This is a genomic window from Embleya sp. NPDC056575 (genome assembly GCF_042793325.1).
In the GTDB taxonomy this organism is placed as follows: domain Bacteria; phylum Actinomycetota; class Actinomycetes; order Streptomycetales; family Streptomycetaceae; genus Embleya.
This window is the reverse complement of record NZ_JBHTVA010000023.1, coordinates 55,889-79,325: the sequence shown is the minus strand read 5'-3', so window position 1 is coordinate 79,325 and position 23,437 is coordinate 55,889. Positions and strand designations below refer to the sequence as shown.

The window sequence follows — 23,437 nt, the reverse complement described above, 5'->3', positions numbered from 1 at the left end:
CCAGAGGTGCACGGTCGGGCTGGGCTATTGGAGGAGCGGTCGCATGATGCGGGGTTCGTGCGCGAGGGTCGCCGCCGCGGCGGTCGGTCTGCTCCTGGTGGCGGGGTGCTCGTCGGGTTCGTCGTCGAAGTCGCCGGATCGGGTCGCGGACACCGCCACGGCGCCGGCGACCGGTGACTCGGGCGGCGGCACCGAGTCGGCGCCGCCTACCGCGGCGGTGGAGCCGATCGGCTGGACCCCGTGTACCGGCGGGTTGCAGTGCGGCACGCTCCAGGTGCCGCTGGATCATGCCAAGCCGGACGGGCCGAAGATCCGGATCGCGGTGACGCGCAAGCCGGCGACCGGGGCGAACCGCATCGGCTCGCTGGTACTCAACCCGGGCGGTCCGGGCGGCTCCGGACTGGACTTCGCGCAGTACGCGGCCGCCCGGTACCCGGCCGAGCTGCGCAAACGGTTCGACATCGTCGGCTTCGATCCGCGCGGCGTCGGCCGCAGCACCGCGATCGGCTGCCTGGCCGACAACGGGATGGACGCCTTCACCCAGCTCGACGCGACACCGGACACCCCCGCGGAGGAGCAGGCGTGGATCGACGGGGAGAAGGCGTACGGCCGGGCCTGTGCGGACCGCTCGGGGGACCTGCTCGGCCATGTGAGCACGGTCGACGCGGCCCGTGACCTGGATCTGCTGCGGGCCGCGCTCGGCGACCCCAAGCTGTACTACCTGGGCGCGTCCTACGGCACCTTCCTCGGCGCGACCTACGCCGAGCTGTACCCCAAACGGGTCGGCCGCCTCGTGCTGGACGGCGCGATGGACCCGAGCCAGTCGGCGATGGTCGCCAACAAGGTGCAGGGCGGCGGCTTCGAGACCGCGCTGGCGGCGTTCCTGGACGACTGCGTCGGCGGCGGCTCGTGCTCCCTCGGCGCGACCCGGGAGGCCGGGCTGGCCAAGATCCGCGGCCTGCTGCAACAGCTCGACGCGCGCCCCCTCCCGGGCGACGCGACCCGCCGGGTCACCGAGTCGATCGCGACCACGGGCATCCTGTCGCCGCTCTACTCCAAGGAGCAGTGGCCGGACCTGCGGCGCGCGCTCGACGCGGCGCTGCGCGGGGACGGACAGCGGCTGCTCGACCTCAACGACCAGTACTACGAGCGGGGCGCGGACGGCCGGTACAGCAACCTGATGTCCGCCAACGCGGCGGTGAACTGCCTGGACGCCCCGCCGGCGGCGACGACCCGGGAGGACGTCGAGCGCGACCTGCCGGAGTACGTGGCGGCGTCGCCGACCTTCGGCCGCAATCTCGCCTGGGCGGGCCTGGCCTGCGCGTCCTGGCCGGTCCCGCCGAGCGGCCGACCGCACCCGATCCGCGCCGAGGGCGCCGCCCCGATCCTGGTCGTCGGCACCACCCGCGACCCGGCCACGCCGTACTCCTGGGCCCAGTCCCTGGCCGGCCAACTGGCCTCCGGCAACCTCCTGACCTACGACGGCGACGGCCACACCGCCTTCGGCCGAGGCAGCGACTGCGTCGACCGCACGGTCGTCGACTACCTCACCCAGGCCACCGTCCCGCCCAAGGGCAAGACCTGCCACTGACCCCCGCCAAACGCGCGTGTCGACCACCCCGACGGGTGTGTACACTCATTCCCTGTCGCCACCACAAGGTGGAAAGACAAGCCGCCTTAGCTCAGTCGGCTAGAGCGACGCACTCGTAATGCGTAGGTCAAGGGTTCGACTCCCTTAGGCGGCTCCCCAAAGGCCCAGGTCAGTAGGTTTCTGACCTGGGCCTTGTTGTTTTTTCCCGGGGTCAGAGGCGGCTTCCGAGGGGTTCGCCTGGAGGGGTGCCCGGGAGGATGTAGGCGACCGCGGAGGCTCGGTGTTCGAGGAACGGGTTCAGGGCGTCTCGGGCCGACAGGCGGGATTGGACTCGGGTGAATAGGCCTGGGTCGCGCATGTAGGCGCAGAACAGGAGGCCCCTGTCGGTGGGGGCGTCGTCGTAGTTGTAGCTGCGGCGGAGCATGCGGGCGCCGGCGTCGAGGCGGGGGCTGGTGAGGCGGACGTGGGCCGTGACCGGGATGACGTAGGAGCCGTCCGGGTGCTTGGCGTAGATGTCCGGGTCGTCGTGTTCGGTGGTGCCGGTCAACGGGACGCCGTCGGTGGCTCGGCGGCCGATCATCTTGTTCTGGTGGTCCTGCGGGACGGCCGCGAAGCCGGCTACGTCCATGTGGATTTTGCGGAACACCAGGGTGGTCGCGTGCTCGTGGGCTCCCCGTGGGCCCCAGACCCAGCGCCCGGCGGTCGGGTCGTCGGGGTTGGCGGTGCCGTCCTTGAGGCCGAAGAGGTTGCGCGGGGTGATGCCCGGTGGGGTGTGGGGCAGGAAGCCGGATTGGGTCCAGCGGGGGACGGCGCCGGCGGACTGCGCGGCGGCGGTGGCCAGTTCGGCGACGATGGTGAGCGTCCAGCGGTCGGCGGCGCAGAGTTGGAGCAGTATGTCGCCGTTGCTGCGGGCCGGGTCCAGGCGGTCGCCGGGGAAGGCGGGCAGGTCGGCCAGTTCGGCGGGCACGTTCAGGGCGAGGCGGGTCGCGAGGGCGGGGCCGACGCCGACGACGCAGCCGAGGCGGGTCGGCTCTCCGGTGTGCAGGCGCGGGTCGGGCAGTGTGCCGGCGGCCGCGCCGGACAGGGTGTGGGTCAGTGCGGTGAGGACGTTGCGCAGCGTCTCGCGGTCCGCGCCGGCGCTCGTCGGCGGGACGTCGAAGGACAGTATGTGGGTCGCGGGTAACTGCGGCCCCGTCACACCGGCTTGGCGCAGGCCGTGGAAGGGGATCGCGGCGGCCGGCGGGGTGTCGGACGCGGTGTCGCGGCGCTGCGGTCGGCTCGCCTTCGGTTCCGCCGCCGCGCCGACCGCCGCGGCCAGTGCCGCTCCGGTCGCGAGCAGGGCTCTGCGTCCCAAACCGGATGTGGCAGGTCGCGCCTGCCCCTGTCGACTTTCCGGGTCGGTATGCATGGGCGACATTGCAGACGATAGAACACCTGTCATGCAACTCCTGCCTCCGCAACGCTCGTTACATCCATGGACGTCCCGACCTGTCGTCTTTCGGGCGCGGACGACGATGCTGCGCCACCTGTCGCTGGCGCTCGTTTGTCTCGCGCCGACGGTCGCGGCCTGCTCGTCGTCGACGGACGCCGAACCGTCCGCCGGGAAGCATCCCGCCGGGAACGTGCTGCGGGTGCCGCAGGACTTCCGCACGGTGCAGAAGGCGGTGGACGTCGCGCGTGAGGGCGACACGGTGCTGGTCGGCCCCGGCGTGTACCGGGAGAGTGTGCGGGTCGCCGTGCCGCGCCTGGTGTTGCGCGGTACGGATCGCAACGCCGTGGTCTTCGACGGCGGTGTGCGGCTCGCCAACGGCATCACCGTCACCGGTGCGGGCTCCGTGGTGGAGAACCTCACGGTCCGCGGCTACCTCGCCAACGGCGTCCTGTTCACCGGGGTCACCGACGAGCGACTGCAGGGGCGGGGCGCCGGCGGCTCGGCGTACAACCCGCTGGACACCGCCCGCTTCCCGATGCTCCAGGGTTTCCGGGCCGGTCACGTGACGGCGTACAACAACGGGCTCTACGGCATCTACGCCTTCGACGCGCGTGGTGGTGTCATCGAGGACTCCTACGCGTCCGGGCAGGCCGATTCCGGCATCTACGTCGGCCAGTGCAAGCCGTGCGACACGCTGGTACGCGCCAACACGGTGGAGCGCAACGCGGTCGGCATCGAGATCACCAACGCCTCGGAGGGCCTGTCGGTGCTCGGCAACCGCGTCGTCGGCAACCGCGTCGGAGTCACCGTGAACTCCAACGACCTGGAGGCGCTCGCGCCGCAGCACGGCGCGGTGATCGCCGGCAACGTGATCACCGACAACAACGCGTCGGACACGCCCGAACAGGCCGACGGAGGCTTCGGGATCGGCATCGGGATCGGAGGCGGCCAGGAGAACCGCGTCGCGCGCAACCTCATCCGGGGCAACCGCTCGGCCGGGGTCCTCGTGACCGACCCGGCGGGGCATCCGGCCGTCGGCAACCGCGTCGAGGGCAACCGCGTCACGGACAACGGCGCCGACCTGGTGACGGCCTCGGTTGACCCCGGCAACTGCTTCACCGGCAACTCGCCCGCGAAGCAGAGCCCGAGCGGCCTGGAGGATCTCGCCGGGTGCGGCGTCACCCCGCGCCGGGCCGTCCCGGCGGGTCGGGCCGTCGCCGTGCAACCGCCGCCCGGCGTCGCGTTCCACGCCGTGCCCGCCCCGCCCGCGCAGCCCTCGATGCCCGACCCGACGGTGCCCGGCCGGCCGGCGACGGACCTGCCCGGGGCGGTCGACCCCGAGCGCTACGCCCTGCCGACCGACGCCGCCGCGATGCCGCTACCGCGCTGAGCACCCCGCCGCCGTCGACGCGGCGGGGTCAGCCCGCGATCCACGGCGCCTCGGGCATGCGTACCCTGTCGTCGCGCCCGCCGACCTCGACGGTCGTCGGGGTGCCCAGACCCGGCATGCGCATCGTCACCCGGCGCAGGCCGCCGTCACCGTCGACCCAGTAGGTCAGCGGCGACAACTCGCCGGTGGACGCCCCGCCGCGCGCGGCGTCCTGGGCACGCGGCCCGGAGAACCTGTCGTAGGTCCGGCCCTGGATGCGGTCGCGGCCCAGCCGGCGGGCCCCCGACTGGGCGAGCAGCATCGGGTTGTCGGGCCGGTCCGCGCCGAGTTGGATCAGCAGCCGCAGCCCGGAGTCCAGGGGGTCCGCGGTGAAGGCCCGCGACGACCAGCCGGAACGGGGGATGTGCTCGGCCTGCTGCCACGGCGGGCCGTCGACGCCCGCCGGCACCGGCGCCAGTCCCAGCCCGGCGCCGTCCCACACGATCAGGCCGCGGTCGAGTGGTCCGGCGGCTCCGGTGACCTGATAGCCGCCCACGGCCCGGTGGTTGCGGTAGTCCACGACCCCCTCGACCCGGATCGTGACACCGCCCCCTTCGGCGGCGGTGAGCGTCACCGCGACCGGACTGGCCTGATACAGCGTCAGCCGCGACAGCGCCAGGCGGCCCGCCTCGTCGATGGTCACCGCCCGGTCCGAGTCGCCGTCGTCGGAGAGCGCCCGGTGCACGGCCAGCCCGCCGGCGGTGCTTCCGCACAGTGCGACGGCCACCAGGGCCGTGATCCAGAGCCGCCGCCGACGCGGCGCGCGGTCGCCGGTCTTCTTCCGGGCCATGCGGATGCCTTCTCTCACGTCGATCAACACACGGGCGGGCCCGCGGACCCATCGGTCCGCGGACCCGCCCGCTCCATCTCTTTCGGCAGTCGGCCGCCGGCCGAGCGATCGGCGCCCGGTATCGAACGCCGCCCGCCGACCCCGGAGTTACTGCTGCCGCGCTCCGCGCCTACGGAACAACACCAGCGCCCCGCCGCCCAGCGCGATCATCGCCGCCGAGACGCCGAAGACCAGTGGCAGGTTCCCGCCCAGACCGGTCCGAGCCAGCGGCCCCGACGAACCACCGTGGTTTCCGCCCGACGTGGACGGAGCGGATGTCGTCGGCGCGCTCGTCGTCGGCGGAGGCGTGGTCGGCGGCAGGAGCTTGTTGACCGCCGTCACCTCGACTCCGGCGTCCAGGTTCTGCGCGTTCAGCACGAGCGGGCCGAGCACCGGCTTCTCCGGAGGGGCGTAACCCTCGGGAGGGCTGATCTCCTTCCAGAAGTACGTCCCGGGCAGCACGTCGCGCTTGCAGACGCCGTCCGTCCCGGTCGTACAGGGCTCGCCGACCTTCGTATCGGGAGTGGTTCCGTCGGACTGCAAGCCGTCGGTCCCGTTCGTCTCCCGCCACAACTCGAACTTCGCCCCGGCCAGCGCCTTGCCGTCCTGGTCGTGTTTGACCAGGCGCACCGCGCCCTCCTGTTGGCGGAATCCGAAGTCGTACGTGTGGTCGTTCTCGCCCGGTCCGCCGGTCGTCAACGCCCGTTCCGGATAACGCCCGCCGGTCGGGACCTTGCCCTTGGAGTCCACGAAGCGGTTGTCGCCGACACCCTCGGTGGTCGGCACCCACTGGTACAGCGGCCCGTTCGGCGCGTAGTCGGCCGGGTTGTCGATCCGGATCGTGTACTTGGTCTTCGGCTTCAGACCGCCGGTCACGTTCGAGTCGTCGAAGTAGTACTCACCACGCTTGTTGGTCTTGGCCGTGCCGACCACCTTGCCCGACTCGTCGTACAGGTTGACGGTCGCGCCCTCCACCGGACGCTGGCTCGGGCCCTGGACACCCTTGCGCTCGGGGTCGTACCAGACCCGGTTGCCGATCTGCAGCGGTGCCTGGTCGCAGAGCACTTCCAGGTCGCCCATCGAGGCGCCCTTGCCGAAGGAGGCGTTGCCCTCGGTGTTCAAGCGCAGGCCCGCGGCGGGCTGCCGCGTCCCGTCGCGCTTGGTGAACATCGTGCCGGCGCTCCACGGCGTGTCGATGGGGTCGACACCGGCGGTCGCGACGAACTCCTCCACCTTCGACAGCGCGAGGCCGGCGTAGGCGGCGTTCGGGTGGCCGCCGCCCATGGTGTTCACGTCGAAGAACCTGGTGCCCCGCGGCGTCTTGCCACAGCCGAGGTTCGTGTCCATGACGTACTTGCCCTCGGACAGGCACGCCTTGTTCAGGTCGCCGCCGGCCACCATCGCGATGGCGGTCGTCGGCTCCCCGGGTCGGGCGTACGCCGTCGTCCGGTCGGTGAACCGGTCCCGGAAGGCCAGCAGCATCGAGCCGTCGGTCTCGAACGCGATGTCGGCCAACTCGGGTTCGGGGTTGGCCATGGCGCCGGCGCACGTCTGCCCGTTCTGCTGCGCCGGGAACGTGTCCGTCCACGGGAACCAGGCGGCCCCCGGGCAGGCCCCGCCGAGCGTGGCCTTGCGCGGGTAGTCCAGCGGCTGGTTCAGCACCTGCTTGCCGAAGGTGCCCGACGCCGGGTCGAAGGCCAGGACCACGGCGCGCATGTCCGAGAGCTTCCCGGTCGACTCGCCCGAGCAGACGCCGCCGACGTATCCGACGCCGTCCTGCAGTCCCAGGCCGAACGGCCGCCAGTCGCCCGGCGCCGGGCAGCCCGGGTCCGGGATGGCGTACGAGGCCACCGGCGCCGTCGCGGTCGCCGAAGTGGCGTCGTAGCGGTACAGCTTGCGGTTTTCGAGGTTGACCACGAACAGGTCGCGGCCGTCGTCGGAAACCTCCAGGTCGCCCAGGCCCTCCTTGCCGGGGGCGGCGAGGAAGGCGTTGTCGCTGGTGCCCACGCCGTGCGCCGAGGTGCCGGCGTCCGGGACGGTGGTGAACAGCGACGTCTTCTTCGTGGCGACGTCGGTGACGTAGATGCCGCCGGCGCCGCCGGGGCCGTACACCGTGTCGCGCTTGGCCAGCGCCGAACTGAACAGCCGCTTCCCGGGCTTGCTCCAGCCGATGCCGTACAGGTTGCCCGTCGCGGCGTTCGTGGACAGGTCCGTCACGTTGGTGTTCGTGCCGCGCGCGTTGTACGGGAACGTCACCAATGTCCGTGCGGACGTCGGCTCGTTCGTCGCGGGCTGGCAAGCGGTGGCCAGCGGCGCGTTCTTCTGGCAATAGTCGCCGGGGCTCCACAGCCCCGTCGTGTACGCCACATCCTTGCCGTTGCCGAGGTCGACGAACTCCTCGTTGCTGCTCAGCTCGTTCGGCCCGCCGCCCAAGCCCTTCCGCGACGCGAACGCCGGGAACAGCACACCCGGCTTCGGATTCACCACCTGAATCCGATACTTGCCCGAAGGCGTCCGGGCCGTGCCGGGCGCCAGCTTGACCGTGCCGTCGGCGGCCGTCACCCCGGTGACCTTGGCGCCGTCGTCGTTGGTGAGCGTCACCGTGACGCCGCCCATGCCCGGTTCCAGGGCGGGACTCCATACCCCGGTGGTGTCCACGGCCCGCACGACGCGGACGGTCACGGAGCCGTCCTCCGTCGCCGGATACGCCGGCGACGCCGCCAGTGCCAAACCGCCGAATCCGACGGCGAGTGCCGCGAGGCCCCCTATGGAGCGGGGCGCGCGTAACGCCGATCGCAGTCGGCGCCCTCCCTGTGCGGCGCAGTGCGTCCGTTCACTTGAAGGTGTCATACCTACTCTCATCATCTCAAAGGGCCCGACGGGCGATCCCCCCACGGATCGGTCGTGACCCGGTTTGTTGGCCGAAGCCTAAAGGGGATTCGGCAAGTACATGACGGCAAGGGGAAGTTGACGTTGAACCTATTTTTTGGCCGTCGCCGCGGGCGTGGCGTGCCCAAACGAATCCGTTTCGGACGGCAATGGCCAATCCGGATCCGCATGGGATCCGCGGGGCCGGCGCGGCGCGGGCCCGCATACGGCCCCTCTCCCCGGTTTCAAACCCGATAACATAGGCGGAGATAAAGTCTCCGATTAGCTTTCGACAGTCCAGGACGGTGCGCCATGCGGGCGGACGCGGCACGCAGCAGACGACGGATCCTCGACGCGGCGCGCGACGTCTTCCTGGAGCGTGGACCGGACGCGCCGCTGGACCTGATCGTGCGCCGCGCCGGGGTCGGCCCCGCCACGCTCTACCGGCGCTACCCCGACCGGGAGTCGCTGGTCCGCGACCTCACCGGGGACCTCCTGGGCCGACTGGAGACGGCCGCGCACGAGGCGGCGAGCGTCGACGACGACGCGTACGCGGCGCTGCGTCGCTTCGTCCACGCCGCCGCCGACCTGCGGATGGGCGCGGTCATCCCGGTGCTGCTCGAAGGGCTGGTCGTGGACGCGGAGTTGGTGCGGGTACGGACCGCCACCGTGCACGCCGTCGAGGCCCTGATCGACGCCGCCCACGCGGCGGGCACGCTGCGCCCGGACGTCGGCATGGGCGACCTGGTCCTGCTCTCGATCCGGCTCTCCCGCCCGCTGCCCGGCGGCCTGGCCCGGCTCGACGCCGACGACACCCTCCTGCACCACCACCTCGACGTGGCCCTGGACGGCCTCGGCCCACGCCCGATCGAAACCGCCGAACCGCCCCGCAGTCCCTTGTCCTTCGCCGCCTTGGTAACGGCCGCCGACCGCCCGACGGTGGCCGGCCCCTGACCGGCATCCGGGGCTCGTGCGGTCGACGGAAGACAGGAGAGTCGGACCGACACTGGTGCCTCCGGCCGCCGACGCTGAATACTTACCCCGGCTGGGGGGCCGAGGTGTGTCGCCTCCTGAGCGTTTCCGTTCCGGAGGTATGTCCCCGTGCCCGATTCGCCTATGTCCGGAGCCCTGCGGTACGGCAGCGGTGGCTCCGCGAGCGGCAGGGACCCCGGTCTCGATCGGTTGAAGACCGTTCTGAGTACCTGGCACAGTTCCCTGCTCGACCTCGGGGGGCGGAATCGCCTGCTGAACTTTTGTCACACGAGGATCGCCACCCTGGAAATCAGGGTGCCGGATGCCTTCGCCGTACAGGCCGGCCTGGCCCGCGGATGGTCGTTCGCCTCGGTCGAGGGCGACGAGCCTGTCATCGACGGTGCGAGCACACAGGACACCCTGGTCGACGGCGAGACGTATTACACATACGACGACCCCGCCGCGATCGGCGGTACCGATCGTGCCGTCGGCCTGGTGACGCAGAAGAACACACAGGCTGGTCTGGACGCATCGCTTTACGAACTGCGACAGAAGTCCGGCCAGATGTACAACGACTACGGCCTGTGGGTGCTGTGGCTGGGTATCGGGATGCTGGACTGGCGGGAGGAAGGCGCCGAAAAGACGAGTTCCGCTCCTGTGCTGTTGGTACCGGTGGAGCTTCGCCGGGACGACCAGAGGCGGACGCGCCTGTACCCGGCGGAGGGCCAGGACGCGATTCACAATCCTGCACTCGCGGTCAAGCTGGAACACCTGGGCGTTGACTGGAGCCCCGTGGCGGACCGCGACGCAATGGATCCCGAGTCGGTCTTGTCGGCGGCCCGGGAGGTCGTACGGTCGCAGGAAGGCTGGTCGGTCGACGAACGTGTGGTGCTGGGCCTCTTCGCCTCCCACAAGGAGGCCATGTACCAGGACCTGCAACAGAACAGAGACCGTATTTTGGCTCATCCGCTGGTGCGCGCCATCGGTCTCGGACCCGACGCGGGGTTGCCCGATGATGTGATCGGCTTCGACCCACCCGAGATCGACCGGATCGATGAGATGCGGATGCCCGAGCAGACGCCGCTCGTGCTCGACGCGGACTCCTCACAGCGGCAATGCATCGCTGCCGCGCTTGACGGCCGTTCCTTCGTCATGAGTGGTCCGCCCGGCACGGGCAAGAGCCAGACGATCACCAACATGATCGCCACGCTCATGCATGCGGGGCGTACGGTGCTGTTCGTCAGCGAGAAGGCCGCAGCGCTCGACGTTGTGCGGAACCGGCTTCGAGGCGTCGGCCTCGGGGACTTCGTGATGGCCTTGCACAGCGGCGATACCGGTAAAAAGGCCGTGGCGACGGAACTCGAACGGGTGCTGACCACCGAGGTGCGGATTACCGGCGCGGCCGAGCACGAGCTTGATCGGGCCCGGCGACTGCGTGAGGAACTGTCGGCCTACGCCGCAGCGATGAATCAGATCCGTGAGCCGCTCGGTCGTTCCCTCCACGATGTGTTGGGTCGTCTGGTCCTCCTGGAACAGGCGGGTACTCCGCAACTCACACTGGGCGGGACAAACACCGACACGGTCCGGCGATTCGGCGCCGGGCAGCTTCAGTCGCTCCTTGAAGCGGCCGGCGCCGTGAGCAGAGCCTGGCGCCCGGCCGCCGACCGCGAGGCTTTCGTCTGGCACGGGCTGAAGAAGGACTCCGCGCCCGCCACCCGTCTTGCCGAGGCAATCGACGCGCTCGCGGACCTGCGCACGGTTGTCGAACGTCGCCCGTTCGAGGCCACGATCCCCGAACCGCGCACCGTGCGTGAGGTACGCAAAGCCGTGGCGACGTTGGAAGCGGGGCCGCCTCGACGGGACCCGTCTGCGGCCGACTCGGTCGGCAGCACCCTATGGGACGACCTCTCCAGCGGTCTTGCCCGGTTGGCCGAGCTCTTCGGACTACCCAAGCCGGAGAGCGTTGAGGCGGCGTTCGTATTACTGGAGCTCTCCGATCTGGCCTCCGCGTCGGTGCGGCCGCCCGAACGATGGTTCGACGCCGACGGACTCCGGGAAGCACATCAAGCGGCTCGCGAGTTGCAGTTCGCCCTCGCCGCTTGCGCAGCCGCCCGTGCCGCGGCGGAGGACATCTTCGGCGAACAGGTTCTCCACGCTGAAGAGTTGCCGGGCCTGATCGAGCGATTCTCCGAACGCCACCGAGGAGTGTTCGGGCGGCTGTCCGGACGATATCGCGAGGATCGGGCGGCGGTTGTCGCGCTTACCCGTGCCGGTATCTGGGACAAGGTGCTGCCCCGGCGCCTGAGCGATGCCCTGGCCTGGCAGCACACTGCTGCCGAGGTTGCTCGATTGATGTCACACCACGCCGAGGCTCTGGGCGACTGTTTACCCCATAACGAGGATGCGCTGCCGACTCTCCACTTGGCGCTCTCCAGGGCGGACCGCATAGCGGAACTCGTCCGAGGTACCGGCAACAGAGAGGCACTGGTTTCCCTACTGGGTGCCTGCTCCGACCCGGACCCACAACCAGGGCTGATCGCTCGTGACATTCGCGGTCTGCTGGCGGCCTGGTGTGATGTGGCGACGCGTCGCGCCGATCACTGGTCGGAATCCTCGATCGCGCTGCTGGATGTTTTCGTGGAGCATCGCCGGGTCGGATTGTCCTCTGCCCTGTTGGGCACTTTCGAGCAGGCTCGGCAGGTCCTGGACGAGCTTCTGGCGGATGCACACGGACCGGAGGAGTGGCAGGCATATCGCGCCGGGATGGATGTTCTGGCGCGTTACGGTGTCGATGTCCTCGTCCCGCGTGCCGTGGAGCGACACGTCCCGTCCGAGCAGTTGCCCGCCGTCGTGGAGCAGGCAGTTCTGAAGTGCTGGGCCGACGATGTCCTTGCCAGTGATTCCCGGCTCGCTATCACTCGTTCTGCGGACCTGGACGCGCGGGTAATGGATTTCCGGGAAGCCGATCGCCGCCTCGTCGCCGCCGCGAGTGGAGCTGTGATCGAGGCGTGCAACAAGCGCCGACCGCGCCGGCACACCGGAGGTGCCGCCTTGTTGATCAAGCGACAAGCGGAGCTGAAGCGGCGCCATCTCCCGGTGCGTGAACTGCTGAGCCGGACCCGCGAGGTTGTCCGGCTGATCAAGCCGTGTTTCATGATGAGCCCTTTGACGGTGAGTCAATTGCTGCCGGCGGATCATCATTTCGATGTCGTGATCTTCGACGAGGCATCACAGGTTCGCCCTGCCGACGCCATCAACTGCATATATAGGGCGAATTCGCTGATCGTGGCGGGCGACGAGAAGCAATTGCCGCCCACGACCTTCTTCGATGCGGCGGTGGAGGACGATTCCGACCAGTACGACGATGACGTTCCCGACAGCTTCGAATCACTTCTGCACGCCTGCAAGGCGGGTGCCCTACGCGAGTTGTCCCTGCGCTGGCACTACCGCAGCCGTCACGAGGATCTGATCACCTTCAGCAACAGATCCTTCTATGGCAACTCCATGGTGACCTTTCCGGGAGCGGTGGAGCACGGCAACGACATCGGTGTCGAGTTCTTTCACGCGTCCGGTGTGTACGACCGGGGTGGTCGGCGGGACAACCGTACGGAAGCGGACTTCGTCGCCCAGCGCGTCATCCACCACTTCGATACCCGACCCGATCGCACCTTGGGGGTCGTCGCGCTCTCCCAGGCCCAGGCATCGGCCATCGATCAGTCCGTTCGGCAGGCCCGGCTGCGGCGTCCCGACCTGGATCACTGCTTCACCGAGGACCGGCTCGACGGGTTCTTCGTCAAGAACCTTGAATCGGTCCAGGGTGATGAGCGCGACGTCATGATCATGTCGATCGGGTACGGCCCCGACGAGCACGGTCGGCTCGGTACGAACTTCGGGCCCGTGAACAAGGAGGGTGGTTGGCGTCGACTTAATGTCGCGGTGACCCGGGCCCGCTGTCGCATGGAGGTCGTCGCATCCTTCCGGGCCGGTGATCTGGCGGACGGCGCGAATCAGAGCGTTCAGCACCTCAAGCGATATCTGGAGTACGCCGCGAACGGGCCCGCGGTCCTGGCGCAGGACGTCATGTACGTCGACGCCGAACCCGACAGTCCGTTCGAGGAGTCCGTTCTCCGAGTACTACGCGACTGGGGCTATCACGTGCAGCCACAGGTCGGCGTTGCCGGGTACCGCATCGACATCGGTGTCCGTCACCCGAAGCTTCCCGGCGCCTACGCGCTGGGCATCGAGTGCGACGGGGCGATGTATCACTCGTCGAGGACGGCTCGTGATCGCGATCGATTGCGGGAGGAGGTACTCGCGGGGCTGGGTTGGCGGCTCCATCGCATCTGGGGCACCGACTGGTATCGCGGACGCGCGGCCGCCGAACTGAGGTTGCGTGAAGCGGTGGAGTCGGCGGTGTGGCGGGAGCCGACGTCGGATTTCGCGGCGGCGGGTGCGGCCATGACCGTCCTGCGCGATGAGGGGGAGCGCGTCACGAACGCCGGAATGCCCGACAGGTCCTCCGATGAGTCGATCCCGTCCGAAGCTCGAGGAACCGAGACGTCACCGCCGAGGATGATGGTGCCTACCCAGCACGAGCGTGTTCCGGTCGAGACCGAGTCCGACCGCCCATGGAGCTCTCCGTACAAAACATGGGAGGCGAGCGTCTCTTCATCGCACGAACTACACACTCCGGAAGCTCGTCCCGAGCTGCGTATCGTGCTGAAACGGGTGATCGAGATCGAGGGGCCCATCCATGAGGAACTGTTGGTGCAACGCGCTCGAGAGGCATGGGGTGTGGCTCGGGCAGGCAACAGGATCCGCGACAATGTACGGGAAGTGGTGCGTGCTCTCGTCCGTACGGGACAGGTCGCGGTCGCTGGCGACTTTCTGGACCTGGCCGGTAGGCAGGCACCGAACGCGCGCTTTCCACAGGACGGGTGCCTCCCGCGCAAGGCTGTGCACATCGCCTCAGTCGAACGGCAACGCGCCCTTTATGAACTGGCTGCCGAATGCCCTGGTATGTCGCGAGAGGAACTGGTTCGGCACGCATGTGAGTTGTTCGGCTGGCGACGCATGGGCCGGGACATCCGGGGCTTCCTGGACTCCGACATCGACGAACTGCACCGCTGGGGCAGGCTGAGGGACGCGGACGGGCGCATCACGGCGGAGGGATGACCCGCCGGGTGGCCTGAGTTGCTCCATCCTGCTCCGGTCGCCTTGACGCCGTATGGTTTGTCGGCCCGTTGTCGGGCTCGGACTGTGGTGAGGGGCCGTTAACACGACGCGCCGCACATGGGTATATAACGGCGCTCTCGTTTTGTGCAATGCCACTCCCTGGTGTCTGTCCGTCCCGGGCAAACGCACCAGCTCTGGCACGTGTGATCGAGTCGGCTCGCGGGGCCGTCCTCCGCGCAACGCGTGCGGGTGAAGCTTCGGGTGGGGGGCGTGCCGCGAGGTGGGGCGGGGCGCTCGGGGGACCAGGATCGGGGCGTTCGACCCGAGATCGTGCCGGCTTCGGCCGGCGGGATCGCCAGTGCCGGAGGTACCCGTGCCCACCGCGTCCGCGTCCCCCACCCGAGTGCGCCGTGCGGGCGCCGCGGTATTCGCCTGCTGTGTCGTGCTGTTCGGGCCGGCGAGCGCGCGGGCCGACGTGCCCACCGATCGGGTGCGGCCGGTGGCGGACCCCCAGCCGGTGGCGGACCCACGGCCCGGTGCGGATTCCCGGCCCGGCGCCGATCCCCGGCCAGCCGCGGGTTCCCGGCCGATCCCGCCGTCCGTGCCGCCGGCGCCGCCCGGGCTGCCGGGGCCGCGTGCCTTCGCCGACGTGGTGGGCACCCGCGCCGGGCAGTCGGTGAACATCGCGGTCCTGGCCGACGACACCGGCGACGGGCTCGTCGTGCTCTCGCACACCAACCCCGAACACGGTCTGGTCTTCCAGGCCGAGGACACGACCGGGACGGACGCCGTGCTGCGCTACACCCCGGGGCCGGGCTTCGTCGGCCGGGACGACTTCCGCTACACGGTGAGCGACCGGTTCGGGCGGCAGGCCACCGCGAACGTGCGGGTCGAGGTGGCACCGGCCGCCACCCGGGTACGCGAAACCGCCGCGAGCCGCGTCGTGGACCAGCTCCGCGCGACCCCGGCCGACGCCGCCAGCCGGCCGCGCGCGGCCGGGACCGGATCGGGCGGCCGGGTGCTGCTCGTCGTGTTCCTGGGCTCGGCCGTGCTCGGCGCCGGTTTCCTGGCCCTGGTCGCGCAGCGTCGTCGGCCGCGCGCCCGGGCGGCTCACGTCTTCCGGTCGCCCTGGGTCGATCGGTAGATCCCGTACAGCAGTTCGGCGATCCCGAGGATCAGCAGCACCATGCCGAGCTTCCCGGGTTCGAACACGGGCGGGTGCACATCGTCGGCGAACAGTTTCAGGCCCGCGCCCACCAGGGCGGTGACCAAGCCGGCCACCATCGAGCCGCGCGCCTTGGCCACGGTCCGTCTCCTTCACTCGACCTGCGGATACGCCTACGAGGCTAGGGCCGCGTCCCGCGTCGACACGCCCTCCCTCGGGACGAAACGGCGTACACACTTCGGCCTAGAAACGCGGGAGTTCGAGCCGCGGTGTGCGCAGGTCGCCCGTCCCGGAGGGCCGATCGCCCGGTGGGGGGTCTACCCCCACCCCAAGTGGCCGGCCGGCCCCATGGGCGGGTACCGCGGGCGCTTCTAGCGTGGGTTCGACGCCGCCCACGGGGAGCGGCCGAACGCCTGGAGGGTCATCGTGGGCGGGCAACCGACACGCGAGCGGGAGTGGGACACGAGCGGAGCCGGGCATGCCGACGCCGGGGAACCGGCGGTTCGGCTCGACGCGGTCCGCAGGGTCTACGGGAAGGGCTCCGCCTCGGTCGCCGCCCTCGACGGGGTCTCGATCGCCTTCACACCCGGCTCGTTCACCGCCGTGATGGGGCCGTCCGGCTCGGGCAAGAGCACCTTCCTGCACTGCGCGGCCGGCCTGGACCGGCCGACCTCGGGCGCGGTCACCGTGGCCGGTCGGGATCTCGCCGATCTGAACGAGAACGCGCTGACCAAGCTGCGCCGGGAACGGATCGGCTTCGTCTTCCAGGCGTTCAACCTGCTGCCCACGCTCACCGTGGAGCAGAACGTCACCCTGCCGCTGCGCTTCGCCGGCAAGCGGGCGGACCGGCGCCACATCACCGAGGTGATCGCGCGGGTCGGCCTCACCGACCGGGCCCGACACCGCCCGCACGAGTTGTCCGGCGGCCAGCAGCAACGGGTCGCCATCGCCCGTGCGTTGGCGATCCGGCCCGCCGTGCTGTTCGCGGACGAGCCGACCGGCGCGCTGGACACCCGGACCGCGGCCGAGGTGCTCGGGCTGCTCCGGGAATCGGTACACGTCGACGACCAGACCATCGTCATGGTCACCCACGACCCGGTCGCCGCGTCCTACGCCGACCACGTGGTCTTCCTCGCCGACGGCCGGATCGCCGGCCGGCTGGCCGCGCCGACCGTGGACACGATCGCGGACCGCATGACCCACCTGGGCGCCTTCGAGGCCGGCCCGAACCGGTCGTCGGGCCAGGTGCGCTGATGTGGGGACTCGCGCTGCGCACGCTGCGTTTTCGGGCGGGCGGCTTCGTGGCGACCTTCGTCGCGCTGTGCTTCGGCGCCACCGTCGTGATGGCCTGCGGCGGCCTGCTCGAGACGGGCGTTCGCAACAACGCCCCGCCGCAACGCCTGGAGCGGGCCTCGCTGGCGGTGATCGGCGACCCCACCTACACCGGCCCGCGCGACGGCGACGGCGACCGGGAGCGGGACTACGCGCTGGGTGAGCGCGTCCCGTTGGACGCGGGCATGGTGGAGCGGGTGCGCGGCGTCGCCGGGGTGCGGGCAGTGGTCGGCGAGCGTACCTTCGGCACCGCGCTGATCGGTCCCGACGGCAATCGCAAGGCACAGGGCCACGCGTGGGAGTCCGCCCAACTGACGCCGTACACCCTGGCCGGGGGTGTCGCGCCGACCGGGCCGGACGAGGTGGTCCTGGACACCACGCTCGCCCGCCGCGCGGCGGTCGACGTGGGCGACCGGGTCCGGATCGCCGCGCACGGCGAGGCGCGCGCCTACCGGGTCAGCGGGATCGCCCGACCCGCGCGCACGGTGCCGCAGGCCACGATGTTCTTCGCCGCGGCCGAGGCAGACCGGCTGTCCGCGCCCGCCGGCGCCGTCGCGGACATCGCGATCGTGGCCGCGCCGGGCACCGACCTCGGCGCGCTGCGCAAGGCGGTCTCCCGCGCGGTGCGCGACGATCGGATCCGGATCCTGGCCGGGGACGATCGCGGCGCGGTCGAGCATCCCGAGATTTTGGCGAACAAGTCCGACCTGATCTCGCTGTCCGCGGTGTTCGGCGGTCTGGCCGTCGCGGTCGCGGTGTTCGTGGTGGCCGGCACGATCGGGCTGTCCGTACAGCAGCGTCGGCGCGAGTTCGCGCTGATGCGGGCGATCGGCGCCACCCCGCGCCAACTGCGCCGGATGTTGCTCGGCGAGACGCTTATGGTCACCGTGCTCGCGGCGGGCGTCGCCTGGTTCACCGGCCCGGCGGCCGGGCGGGTGCTCTTCGATCGACTGGTCGCCTCGGGCATGGTCGCCGAGACGGTGGAGTTCGAGCAGGGCTGGATCCCGGCGGTGGCCGCGGCCGGCGCGGTGCTGCTGACCGCGCTGGTCGGCGGGTTCGTCGGCGCCTGGCGCGCGGTGACCGCCAAGCCGACCGAGGCACTGGCCGAATCCGCCTTCCAGCGACGCCGGCTCAACTGGTTCCGGCTCGTGCTCGCGCTGATCGCGCTGGCCGGCGCCACCGCGTTGGGCCTGGTCACGGTGAACGTCCTGGAGGGTCCGATGGCGGCGAGCACCGCCGGCCCGGCGGTGATCTGCGCGGCGATCGGCCTGGGCCTGCTCGCCCCAGGGCTGACCAGGCTACTCACCTGGCTCCTGTACCGCCCGCTGGGCGCGCTGACCGGGCGGTCCGGCCGGATCGCGATGCTCGGCGCGCGGGTCACCTCGATCCGCACGGCCGCGGTGGTCACCCCGATCATGCTGGCGGTCGCGATCAGCACCGGCGAGTTGTACCTCCAGACCACCACGACCGGGCAGGCCGAGCGGGTGTACACGGAAAGCCTGCGGGCCGACGCGGTGGTGACCGCCGCCGTGGGCGGCGTGGACCCGGGCCTGGTCGAGCGGGTGCGGGCGATCCCGGGCGTGGCGAGCGCGAGCGCGTACACCACGAGCGCGGGTTTCGTGGAGAACCCGCGTGTCGCGCCGGACAGCAGGCACGGGGTGCCGATGCAGGGCGTCGACGTGGACACGGGCCCGGCGACCGTCGGGGTGACGGCCTCCGCCGGCTCGCTGGCCGAACTGCGCGGCGACACGGTGGCGTTGCCGAAGGCGCTGGCCCGGTCGATCCATCGCGGGCTCGGCGACACGATCCGGTTGCGGCTCGGCGACGGCGCCTCGGCGGATGTGCGGGTGGTCGCGCTGTTCGAAAGCCGGCCCGGCTACGACACCATGCTGCTGCCGGTGTCCCTGCTCGCGCCGCACACCACGGACGGGCTGCCCGCGCAGATCCTGGTCCGCGCGGCCGAGGGCACCGATCCCGACCGGCTGGTCGCGTCGCTGGGCGTCTGGGCCAAGGAGCACCCGGGGCTGCGGGCGGCCTCGCGCGACGCGCTGCTCGAAACGCACGCCGAGGAGTCGAAGACCCAGGCGTGGATCAACTATCTGATCATCGGCATGCTGACCCTGTACACCGCGTTGTCCCTGGTCAACTCGCTGATCCTGGCCACGCACAACCGCCGGCGCGAGTTCGGGCTGCAACGCCTGAGCGGCGCGACCCGCGGCCAGATCATGCGGATGTCCGCGGTCGAGGCGACGCTGACCACGCTGATCGGGGTGATCCTGGGCACCGCGGCGGCGGCCGCGGCGGTGGTCCCGTTCAGCCTGTCGTTGACCGACTCGTGGTTGCCCATGGGCTCGATCCGGATCTACGCGGCCGTGGTCGGCACGGCGGCGGTGCTGACCTTCGCGGCGACGCTGCTGCCGACCTGGAAGGTACTGCGGACGAACCCGGTGGCGGTGACGCAAGGCTGATCGGCCCGAATCCCCCGGGACGGTGCGGCGGTCGCCGTACTCCCGGTCGCTTCAGGCCATCGACCGCTCGCTTCCGGGGCTGCGGACAGGCTCGACGTCTTTCCCATCGTTCTTCTGTTCATCTACGAAGCGGTCACGACCATGGCGGCGTACGTCGACGATATGCCTTTCGTCGATCCGTGACGGCATTGCCGGCAACCCGGTCCCCGCTCGAATGGACACCATAGAATTCGACGGCCCTCCCTCCCTCGCTCGGTGCCATCAGGGCCGTCAATACGTACGGGCGCCGGTGCGTTCAATCTCGAAGGTGAATTCCGTTGACGACGCCGCAGGTCACTCTGCACCGCTACTCACATGAAGGGCGCCACTTTCGACGTCATCGGCATGTACAAGAGTGTCCGGGGTATCCATGAAATGCGGCATGAGGGCTTTCGCGGAGTCGCCATCCAGATCACACAGTCTTCCCATGGAAATCAGGGATTCCCATAAGCGAGAACTCGTAGCCGATCGATACCCCGTGGGAATCGCCTGGGCGTGAAAATTCGGATAGGTATGATGCCGCTTGATCTCACACTCGTCGCCGAAAATCTTCCGGACCTCCCATTCGATTCTGTCGAAAAATCCGACATTGTTTACACCCTCCGATTGTGCTGACCGCCCGCCATTCGGTATGAAAGAATTCGACGACCCTCTTTAGCGATGACGTGGTTCGGGCAAGACCGCACGTTGCCTGGTGGTTCGTCGCCGACGGTCGCGACAACGCTCGGTGGCGGGTCCGAGCGGTCGGACACGCCGGGTGAGGCATCCGGGTGATGATTCGTGACTCTCGGCTTGGTTCTTTCTAGCCTCGGGTCCGAGACACCGATCGGGGATCGAGGCCGTCGCACGCCGAGACCGTGTCCTCGGTCCTGCCGGGACTGCGCCCCCGGCAGGATCGGGGAGACGGTCCCGGTCGCGGTGCCCGGCGGCATGCGCACGACCCGGAGCGTGCAGGGGAGCACGCATCGATGACCGCCCCGAGCCGAGCCCCCGGGCGCCCCGCGCCCGACCCGCTCTTCGAGCACACCCCCGATCCGCTGCGCTGCACGCGGTCGGCCGCCGCCGCGATGGGGGCGCGGCGGGGACCGGTGCCCGCCGGCGTCGCGGCCCCGGCGAGCGTGGCGCTTTTGGTCTGGGCGATCCGCGCGAAGCGTCGGTAGGGCGACCGGGCCGAACCTCACCGGGTCGCCGCGTCCTCCGCCCACGCGCGCAGCAGCCGCCGAGTCGCCTCGTTCGCGCCGCGCCCGTACTTGGTCGGCGACGTCGCGGCGATCGCGACCCGGATGTCCGCCTCGGCGAGTCCCGCGCCTCGGGCGTACTCGGCGGGCAGCGCGGCGTCCAGTGCCTCGGCCACCCTCGGCTCGGCGACGTGCGCGAGGATCAATCCGGCCAGGTCCTCGCCCGGCAGCCCGTAGCCCGCGTGCGACCAGTCGAGCAGCACCACGTCCTCGTCCCGCGCGATCAGGTTGCCCGGCCGCAGGTCGAGGTGGCACAGCAGGTACGGGAGTTCGGCGAGCCGGGTCGCCAGCGGCCCGACGGGGGACGGACGTTCGAACAACCAGGACGGCCCGAGCGGTCCGGTCGCGGCCTGCGCGGCGCCGAGGCGGTGGGCGAAGTCGGCCCATCGGGCGGGATCCCACTCGGTCCCGGCCACACCCCGGACGAACTCCAGCCACAACGCCACCGACCCGTCGCCCCGCCGATCCACCCGCAGCGTCCGGGGCGCGGTCAACCCGTGCGCGGCGTAGACGCCCGCCGCCAGACCGCTTTCGTACGCCTCGACCTCCCGGGCCCAGTAGCGCGGATTGGCCGGCCCCGTGCCGTCCGGCGTGGCCAGCTTGAGCACCGCGTCGGCATCGCTGCCGAGCACGTGCCAGATGTCGGAACGGGTGGACAGCGGGGCCGCGTCCAGGGGCGAGCCCAACTCGGGCGGGACGGATTCGATGCGCACCGGCGGCGGCGCGGCGGACTCGGTCAGGGTCGACTCCGGGGCGGGAGGTACCGGCCGATGGTGGACCGGGACGTCAGCGGAAGGCCGGGGCACGGGGCGGGCGTCGGCGCCCGATGTGGTGGCGATAGCCGAGTACCGACTCGTGTCGACGGGCGTGCCGGCCGCGCCCCGAGCGCACCGTGTGGTGATCGGTCGGTCGCCGCTCGGCCGAGCGCCCGAGCGGTGCCGGGACCGGGAGCGGGGTCGGCGCGGCGGCGGCCGGTTCGATCGCGGGCCGTGCGGTCGACGGCGGATGCGGTGGCACGGACGAGGTCAGCGGCCCGAGCAGGCGGTCCTCGAGCCAGGCGAGTCCGGGTATCAACAGGAACATCACGATCGGTGCAAGCAGAGCTAGGACCAAGTACATGAGTGCCGCCTGGGGTGAGCTCGTCCGGGCCGTAGTAGCCCCCTAGCCGGTGGCGAACGACGCAAACGTGACGGTTAGGCAACGAAGGCCGTTTTCCCGCGCCAGCCGACGATCGCTTTCGATCGATATCTGCGCTATGTGGGTGACGAGCCGGTGCAATATGATCATGAAACGAAGGCGCGCATGATCACGAAGCGCCCGAGCCCACGACCACACGGCGCCCGCACCCGCGATCACCCGCCGCGAATTCCTCGACGCGCCGCTGCCGCGCCTGACAGCCTGATCGCATGGCGAACGACGGCACGACGCTCGACTGCGACGCGATCCTGTTCGATCTCGACGGTGTGCTGGTGGACTCCCACCCCCTGATCGAACGCATCCTGCGCGCCTGGGCCGCCGGCCGCGGCGTCGATCCCGACGTCGCGGTCGCCGCCTCGTACGGTCGCCGGGACATCGACCTCGTGCGCGTGGTCGCCCCCGCCCTGGACGCCGAGACCGAGGCCGCGTGGATCGTCGAACGCGAGGAACGCGACTTCACCGGCATCGTGCCGATCCCCGGCGCCGCCGGCCTGCTCGCCGCGCTGCCCTCGGCACGCTGGGCGATCGTCACCTCCGGCACGCGCCGGGTCGCGCGGGGGCGCCTGCGTGCGGCGGAGTTGCCGGAACCGGTGTACATGATCACGGCGGAGGACGTCACCGAGGGCAAACCGGCTCCCGAGGGCTATCTGCGCGCGGCCGATCTGCTGGGCGTACCACCGCACCGCTGCCTGGTCGTCGAGGACGCGGAGAGCGGTGTGCGCGCGGCCGCGGCGGCCGGGATGCGCTGCCTGGGCATCGGCGCGGCGTTGGCCGACGGGGTCGGCGGCGCCGCGCTCGACGCCTGGGCCACGGATCTGCGATCGATCGATCCCGAACAGGTCACGGCCGAACACGTCCGGCTTAACATCCACCCGAATGGGTCAAACTAGGGACGCAACCTCTCGGGCCCCATTGGCGTCTACAAGGGTGCACGACTCGGGGAACACCACATTTTGGTTTGGGTCGGGAGAGGCCACCACTCGATGAAGAAGACACGTATATCCCTCGCGGTCGCCGTGACCGCGGTCCTGGCCCTGTCGGCCTGCAACTCCGGCTCGTCGAGTGATTCGACGGCCAAGGCGGGCTCGCAGTCGAACCTGCCCACCACCGTCTCCTCCGCGCCCGTCACGCCGAGTGCGGAGAGTACGCCACCCGCCACGTCGGCCGCGCCGAGCAGCAGCGCCCCGACCAGCGCGTCGCCGACGGCTCCCGCGACGTCCGCGAAGCCGGCCACGAGCAAGCCGCCGACCACCAAGCCGCCGACCACGAGCAAGCCGCCGACGACCAAGCCCAAGCCGCCGGCCGCGCAGGCCGGGCTGGACGAGCGGTGTCTGACCGGTCGGGCGATCTGCATCGACAAGCGCACCGACCGGCTCACCTGGGTGATCGACGGCAAGGTGCAGTATTCGACCGCCGTGCGCTTCGGCTCGGCCGAGACGCCGACCCGCGAGGGCGCGTTCAGCATCAACTTCAAGAGCCGCGACCACGTTTCGACGATCTACCACACGCCGATGCCGTTCGCGATGTTCTTCTCCGGCGGCCAGGCCGTGCACTACTCGGCCGACTTCGCCGCCAACGGCTACAACGGCGCCTCGCACGGCTGCGTCAACGTCCGGGACAAGGGCCTGGTGCAGCGGCTCTTCGACGAGACCCGGGTCGGCGACAAGGTGATCGTCTACCGCTCGGCCAAGTAGGCCGCGGA

The 23,437-nt window shown here is 70.6% G+C and carries 16 protein-coding genes and 1 tRNA gene; 11 read left to right on the top strand and 6 right to left on the bottom strand.

Going from position 1 to position 23,437, the window contains the following annotated elements; all coding sequences use genetic code 11:
* Window positions 1-43: 43 nt before the first annotated feature.
* Window positions 44-1,591, top strand: coding sequence for an alpha/beta hydrolase (locus tag ACFRCG_RS19760; protein WP_380033131.1), 1,548 nt, complete (start codon window positions 44-46; stop codon window positions 1,589-1,591).
* Window positions 1,592-1,671: 80 nt separating this feature from the next.
* Window positions 1,672-1,745: transfer RNA gene (locus ACFRCG_RS19755), tRNA-Thr, on the top strand.
* A 57-nt stretch (window positions 1,746-1,802) separates the two neighbouring features.
* On the opposite strand, the gene ACFRCG_RS19750 is transcribed toward ACFRCG_RS19755, so the two are convergent.
* A complete protein-coding gene (locus tag ACFRCG_RS19750) occupies window positions 1,803-2,945 on the bottom strand; it encodes a Dyp-type peroxidase (protein ID WP_380033129.1) in 1,143 nt (380 codons plus the stop codon).
* A gap of 85 nt (window positions 2,946-3,030) precedes the next feature.
* On the opposite strand from ACFRCG_RS19750, the gene ACFRCG_RS19745 reads away from it, so the two are divergent.
* The gene (locus ACFRCG_RS19745; RefSeq protein WP_380033127.1) at window positions 3,031-4,413 is read left to right on the top strand and encodes a right-handed parallel beta-helix repeat-containing protein; all 1,383 of its coding nucleotides are present in this window, start codon (window positions 3,031-3,033) and stop codon (window positions 4,411-4,413) included.
* A 28-nt stretch (window positions 4,414-4,441) separates the two neighbouring features.
* Here the strand turns inward: ACFRCG_RS19745 and ACFRCG_RS19740 are convergent, their stop codons facing one another.
* The gene (locus ACFRCG_RS19740; protein ID WP_380033125.1) at window positions 4,442-5,242 is read right to left on the bottom strand and encodes a hypothetical protein; all 801 of its coding nucleotides are present in this window, start codon (window positions 5,240-5,242) and stop codon (window positions 4,442-4,444) included.
* Window positions 5,243-5,389: 147 nt separating this feature from the next.
* Complete coding sequence (locus tag ACFRCG_RS19735) at window positions 5,390-7,963, bottom strand: SdrD B-like domain-containing protein (protein WP_380033124.1); 2,574 nt, start codon at window positions 7,961-7,963, stop codon at window positions 5,390-5,392.
* 498 nt (window positions 7,964-8,461) lie between these two features.
* Between ACFRCG_RS19735 and ACFRCG_RS19730 the strand changes: the two genes are divergently transcribed.
* The 3 genes from ACFRCG_RS19730 to ACFRCG_RS19720 all read left to right on the top strand — a co-directional run bounded on the left by ACFRCG_RS19730 (window position 8,462) and on the right by ACFRCG_RS19720 (window position 15,440).
* Window positions 8,462-9,103, top strand: a complete 642-nt coding sequence (locus tag ACFRCG_RS19730) for a TetR/AcrR family transcriptional regulator (protein ID WP_380033122.1) — start codon at window positions 8,462-8,464, stop codon at window positions 9,101-9,103.
* Between the two features lie 162 nt (window positions 9,104-9,265).
* Window positions 9,266-14,296: a DUF3320 domain-containing protein gene (locus ACFRCG_RS19725; RefSeq protein ID WP_380033120.1), complete on the top strand. Its 5,031-nt coding sequence runs from the start codon at window positions 9,266-9,268 to the stop codon at window positions 14,294-14,296.
* A gap of 373 nt (window positions 14,297-14,669) precedes the next feature.
* Window positions 14,670-15,440 (top strand): Ig-like domain-containing protein, encoded by a 771-nt coding sequence (locus ACFRCG_RS19720; protein ID WP_380033118.1) that lies wholly within the window; start codon window positions 14,670-14,672, stop codon window positions 15,438-15,440.
* Here the strand turns inward: ACFRCG_RS19720 and ACFRCG_RS19715 are convergent.
* Window positions 15,407-15,601 carry a DUF5708 family protein gene (locus ACFRCG_RS19715; RefSeq protein WP_380033117.1) on the bottom strand — a complete coding sequence of 65 codons (195 nt, stop codon included), beginning with the start codon at window positions 15,599-15,601 and terminating at the stop codon, window positions 15,407-15,409. The genes ACFRCG_RS19720 and ACFRCG_RS19715 overlap by 34 nt on opposite strands.
* A gap of 286 nt (window positions 15,602-15,887) precedes the next feature.
* Here ACFRCG_RS19715 and ACFRCG_RS19710 point away from each other — a divergent pair, with 286 nt between their 5' ends.
* From ACFRCG_RS19710 to ACFRCG_RS19700, 3 genes are all read left to right on the top strand, one after another.
* The gene (locus tag ACFRCG_RS19710; RefSeq protein WP_380033115.1) at window positions 15,888-16,715 is read left to right on the top strand and encodes an ABC transporter ATP-binding protein; all 828 of its coding nucleotides are present in this window, start codon (window positions 15,888-15,890) and stop codon (window positions 16,713-16,715) included.
* Window positions 16,715-19,261: an FtsX-like permease family protein gene (locus ACFRCG_RS19705; protein WP_380033113.1), complete on the top strand. Its 2,547-nt coding sequence runs from the start codon at window positions 16,715-16,717 to the stop codon at window positions 19,259-19,261. The genes ACFRCG_RS19710 and ACFRCG_RS19705 overlap by 1 nt, the downstream gene beginning before the upstream one ends.
* Before the next feature lie 1,007 nt (window positions 19,262-20,268).
* Complete coding sequence (locus ACFRCG_RS19700) at window positions 20,269-20,460, top strand: hypothetical protein (RefSeq protein ID WP_380033111.1); 192 nt, start codon at window positions 20,269-20,271, stop codon at window positions 20,458-20,460.
* Window positions 20,461-20,477: 17 nt separating this feature from the next.
* On the opposite strand, the gene ACFRCG_RS19695 is transcribed toward ACFRCG_RS19700, so the two are convergent.
* Window positions 20,478-21,251, bottom strand: a complete 774-nt coding sequence (locus tag ACFRCG_RS19695) for a phosphotransferase (RefSeq protein WP_380033110.1) — start codon at window positions 21,249-21,251, stop codon at window positions 20,478-20,480.
* 73 nt (window positions 21,252-21,324) lie between these two features.
* On the bottom strand, window positions 21,325-21,624 hold the full coding sequence (locus ACFRCG_RS19690; protein ID WP_380033108.1) for a hypothetical protein: 300 nt from the start codon (window positions 21,622-21,624) through the stop codon (window positions 21,325-21,327).
* 320 nt (window positions 21,625-21,944) lie between these two features.
* Here ACFRCG_RS19690 and ACFRCG_RS19685 point away from each other — a divergent pair, with 320 nt between their 5' ends.
* Window positions 21,945-22,625, top strand: coding sequence for an HAD-IA family hydrolase (locus ACFRCG_RS19685; RefSeq protein ID WP_380033106.1), 681 nt, complete (start codon window positions 21,945-21,947; stop codon window positions 22,623-22,625).
* A 93-nt stretch (window positions 22,626-22,718) separates the two neighbouring features.
* On the top strand, window positions 22,719-23,429 hold the full coding sequence (locus tag ACFRCG_RS19680) for a L,D-transpeptidase (protein WP_380033105.1): 711 nt from the start codon (window positions 22,719-22,721) through the stop codon (window positions 23,427-23,429).
* Window positions 23,430-23,437 lie beyond the last annotated feature (8 nt).

What these genes read in the sequence shown, in the direction of transcription:
- ACFRCG_RS19760 (WP_380033131.1), top strand. Translation starts at nt 44, where the DNA reads ATGATGCGGGGTTCGTGCGCGAGGGTCGCCGCCGCGGCGGTCGGTCTG.
- ACFRCG_RS19745 (WP_380033127.1), top strand. Translation starts at nt 3,031, where the DNA reads ATGCAACTCCTGCCTCCGCAACGCTCGTTACATCCATGGACGTCCCGA.
- ACFRCG_RS19740 (WP_380033125.1), bottom strand. Translation starts at nt 5,242, where the DNA reads ATGGCCCGGAAGAAGACCGGCGACCGCGCGCCGCGTCGGCGGCGGCTC.
- ACFRCG_RS19730 (WP_380033122.1), top strand. Translation starts at nt 8,462, where the DNA reads ATGCGGGCGGACGCGGCACGCAGCAGACGACGGATCCTCGACGCGGCG.
- ACFRCG_RS19725 (WP_380033120.1), top strand. Translation starts at nt 9,266, where the DNA reads ATGTCCGGAGCCCTGCGGTACGGCAGCGGTGGCTCCGCGAGCGGCAGG.
- ACFRCG_RS19705 (WP_380033113.1), top strand. Translation starts at nt 16,715, where the DNA reads ATGTGGGGACTCGCGCTGCGCACGCTGCGTTTTCGGGCGGGCGGCTTC.
- ACFRCG_RS19700 (WP_380033111.1), top strand. Translation starts at nt 20,269, where the DNA reads ATGACCGCCCCGAGCCGAGCCCCCGGGCGCCCCGCGCCCGACCCGCTC.
- ACFRCG_RS19685 (WP_380033106.1), top strand. Translation starts at nt 21,945, where the DNA reads ATGGCGAACGACGGCACGACGCTCGACTGCGACGCGATCCTGTTCGAT.
- ACFRCG_RS19680 (WP_380033105.1), top strand. Translation starts at nt 22,719, where the DNA reads ATGAAGAAGACACGTATATCCCTCGCGGTCGCCGTGACCGCGGTCCTG.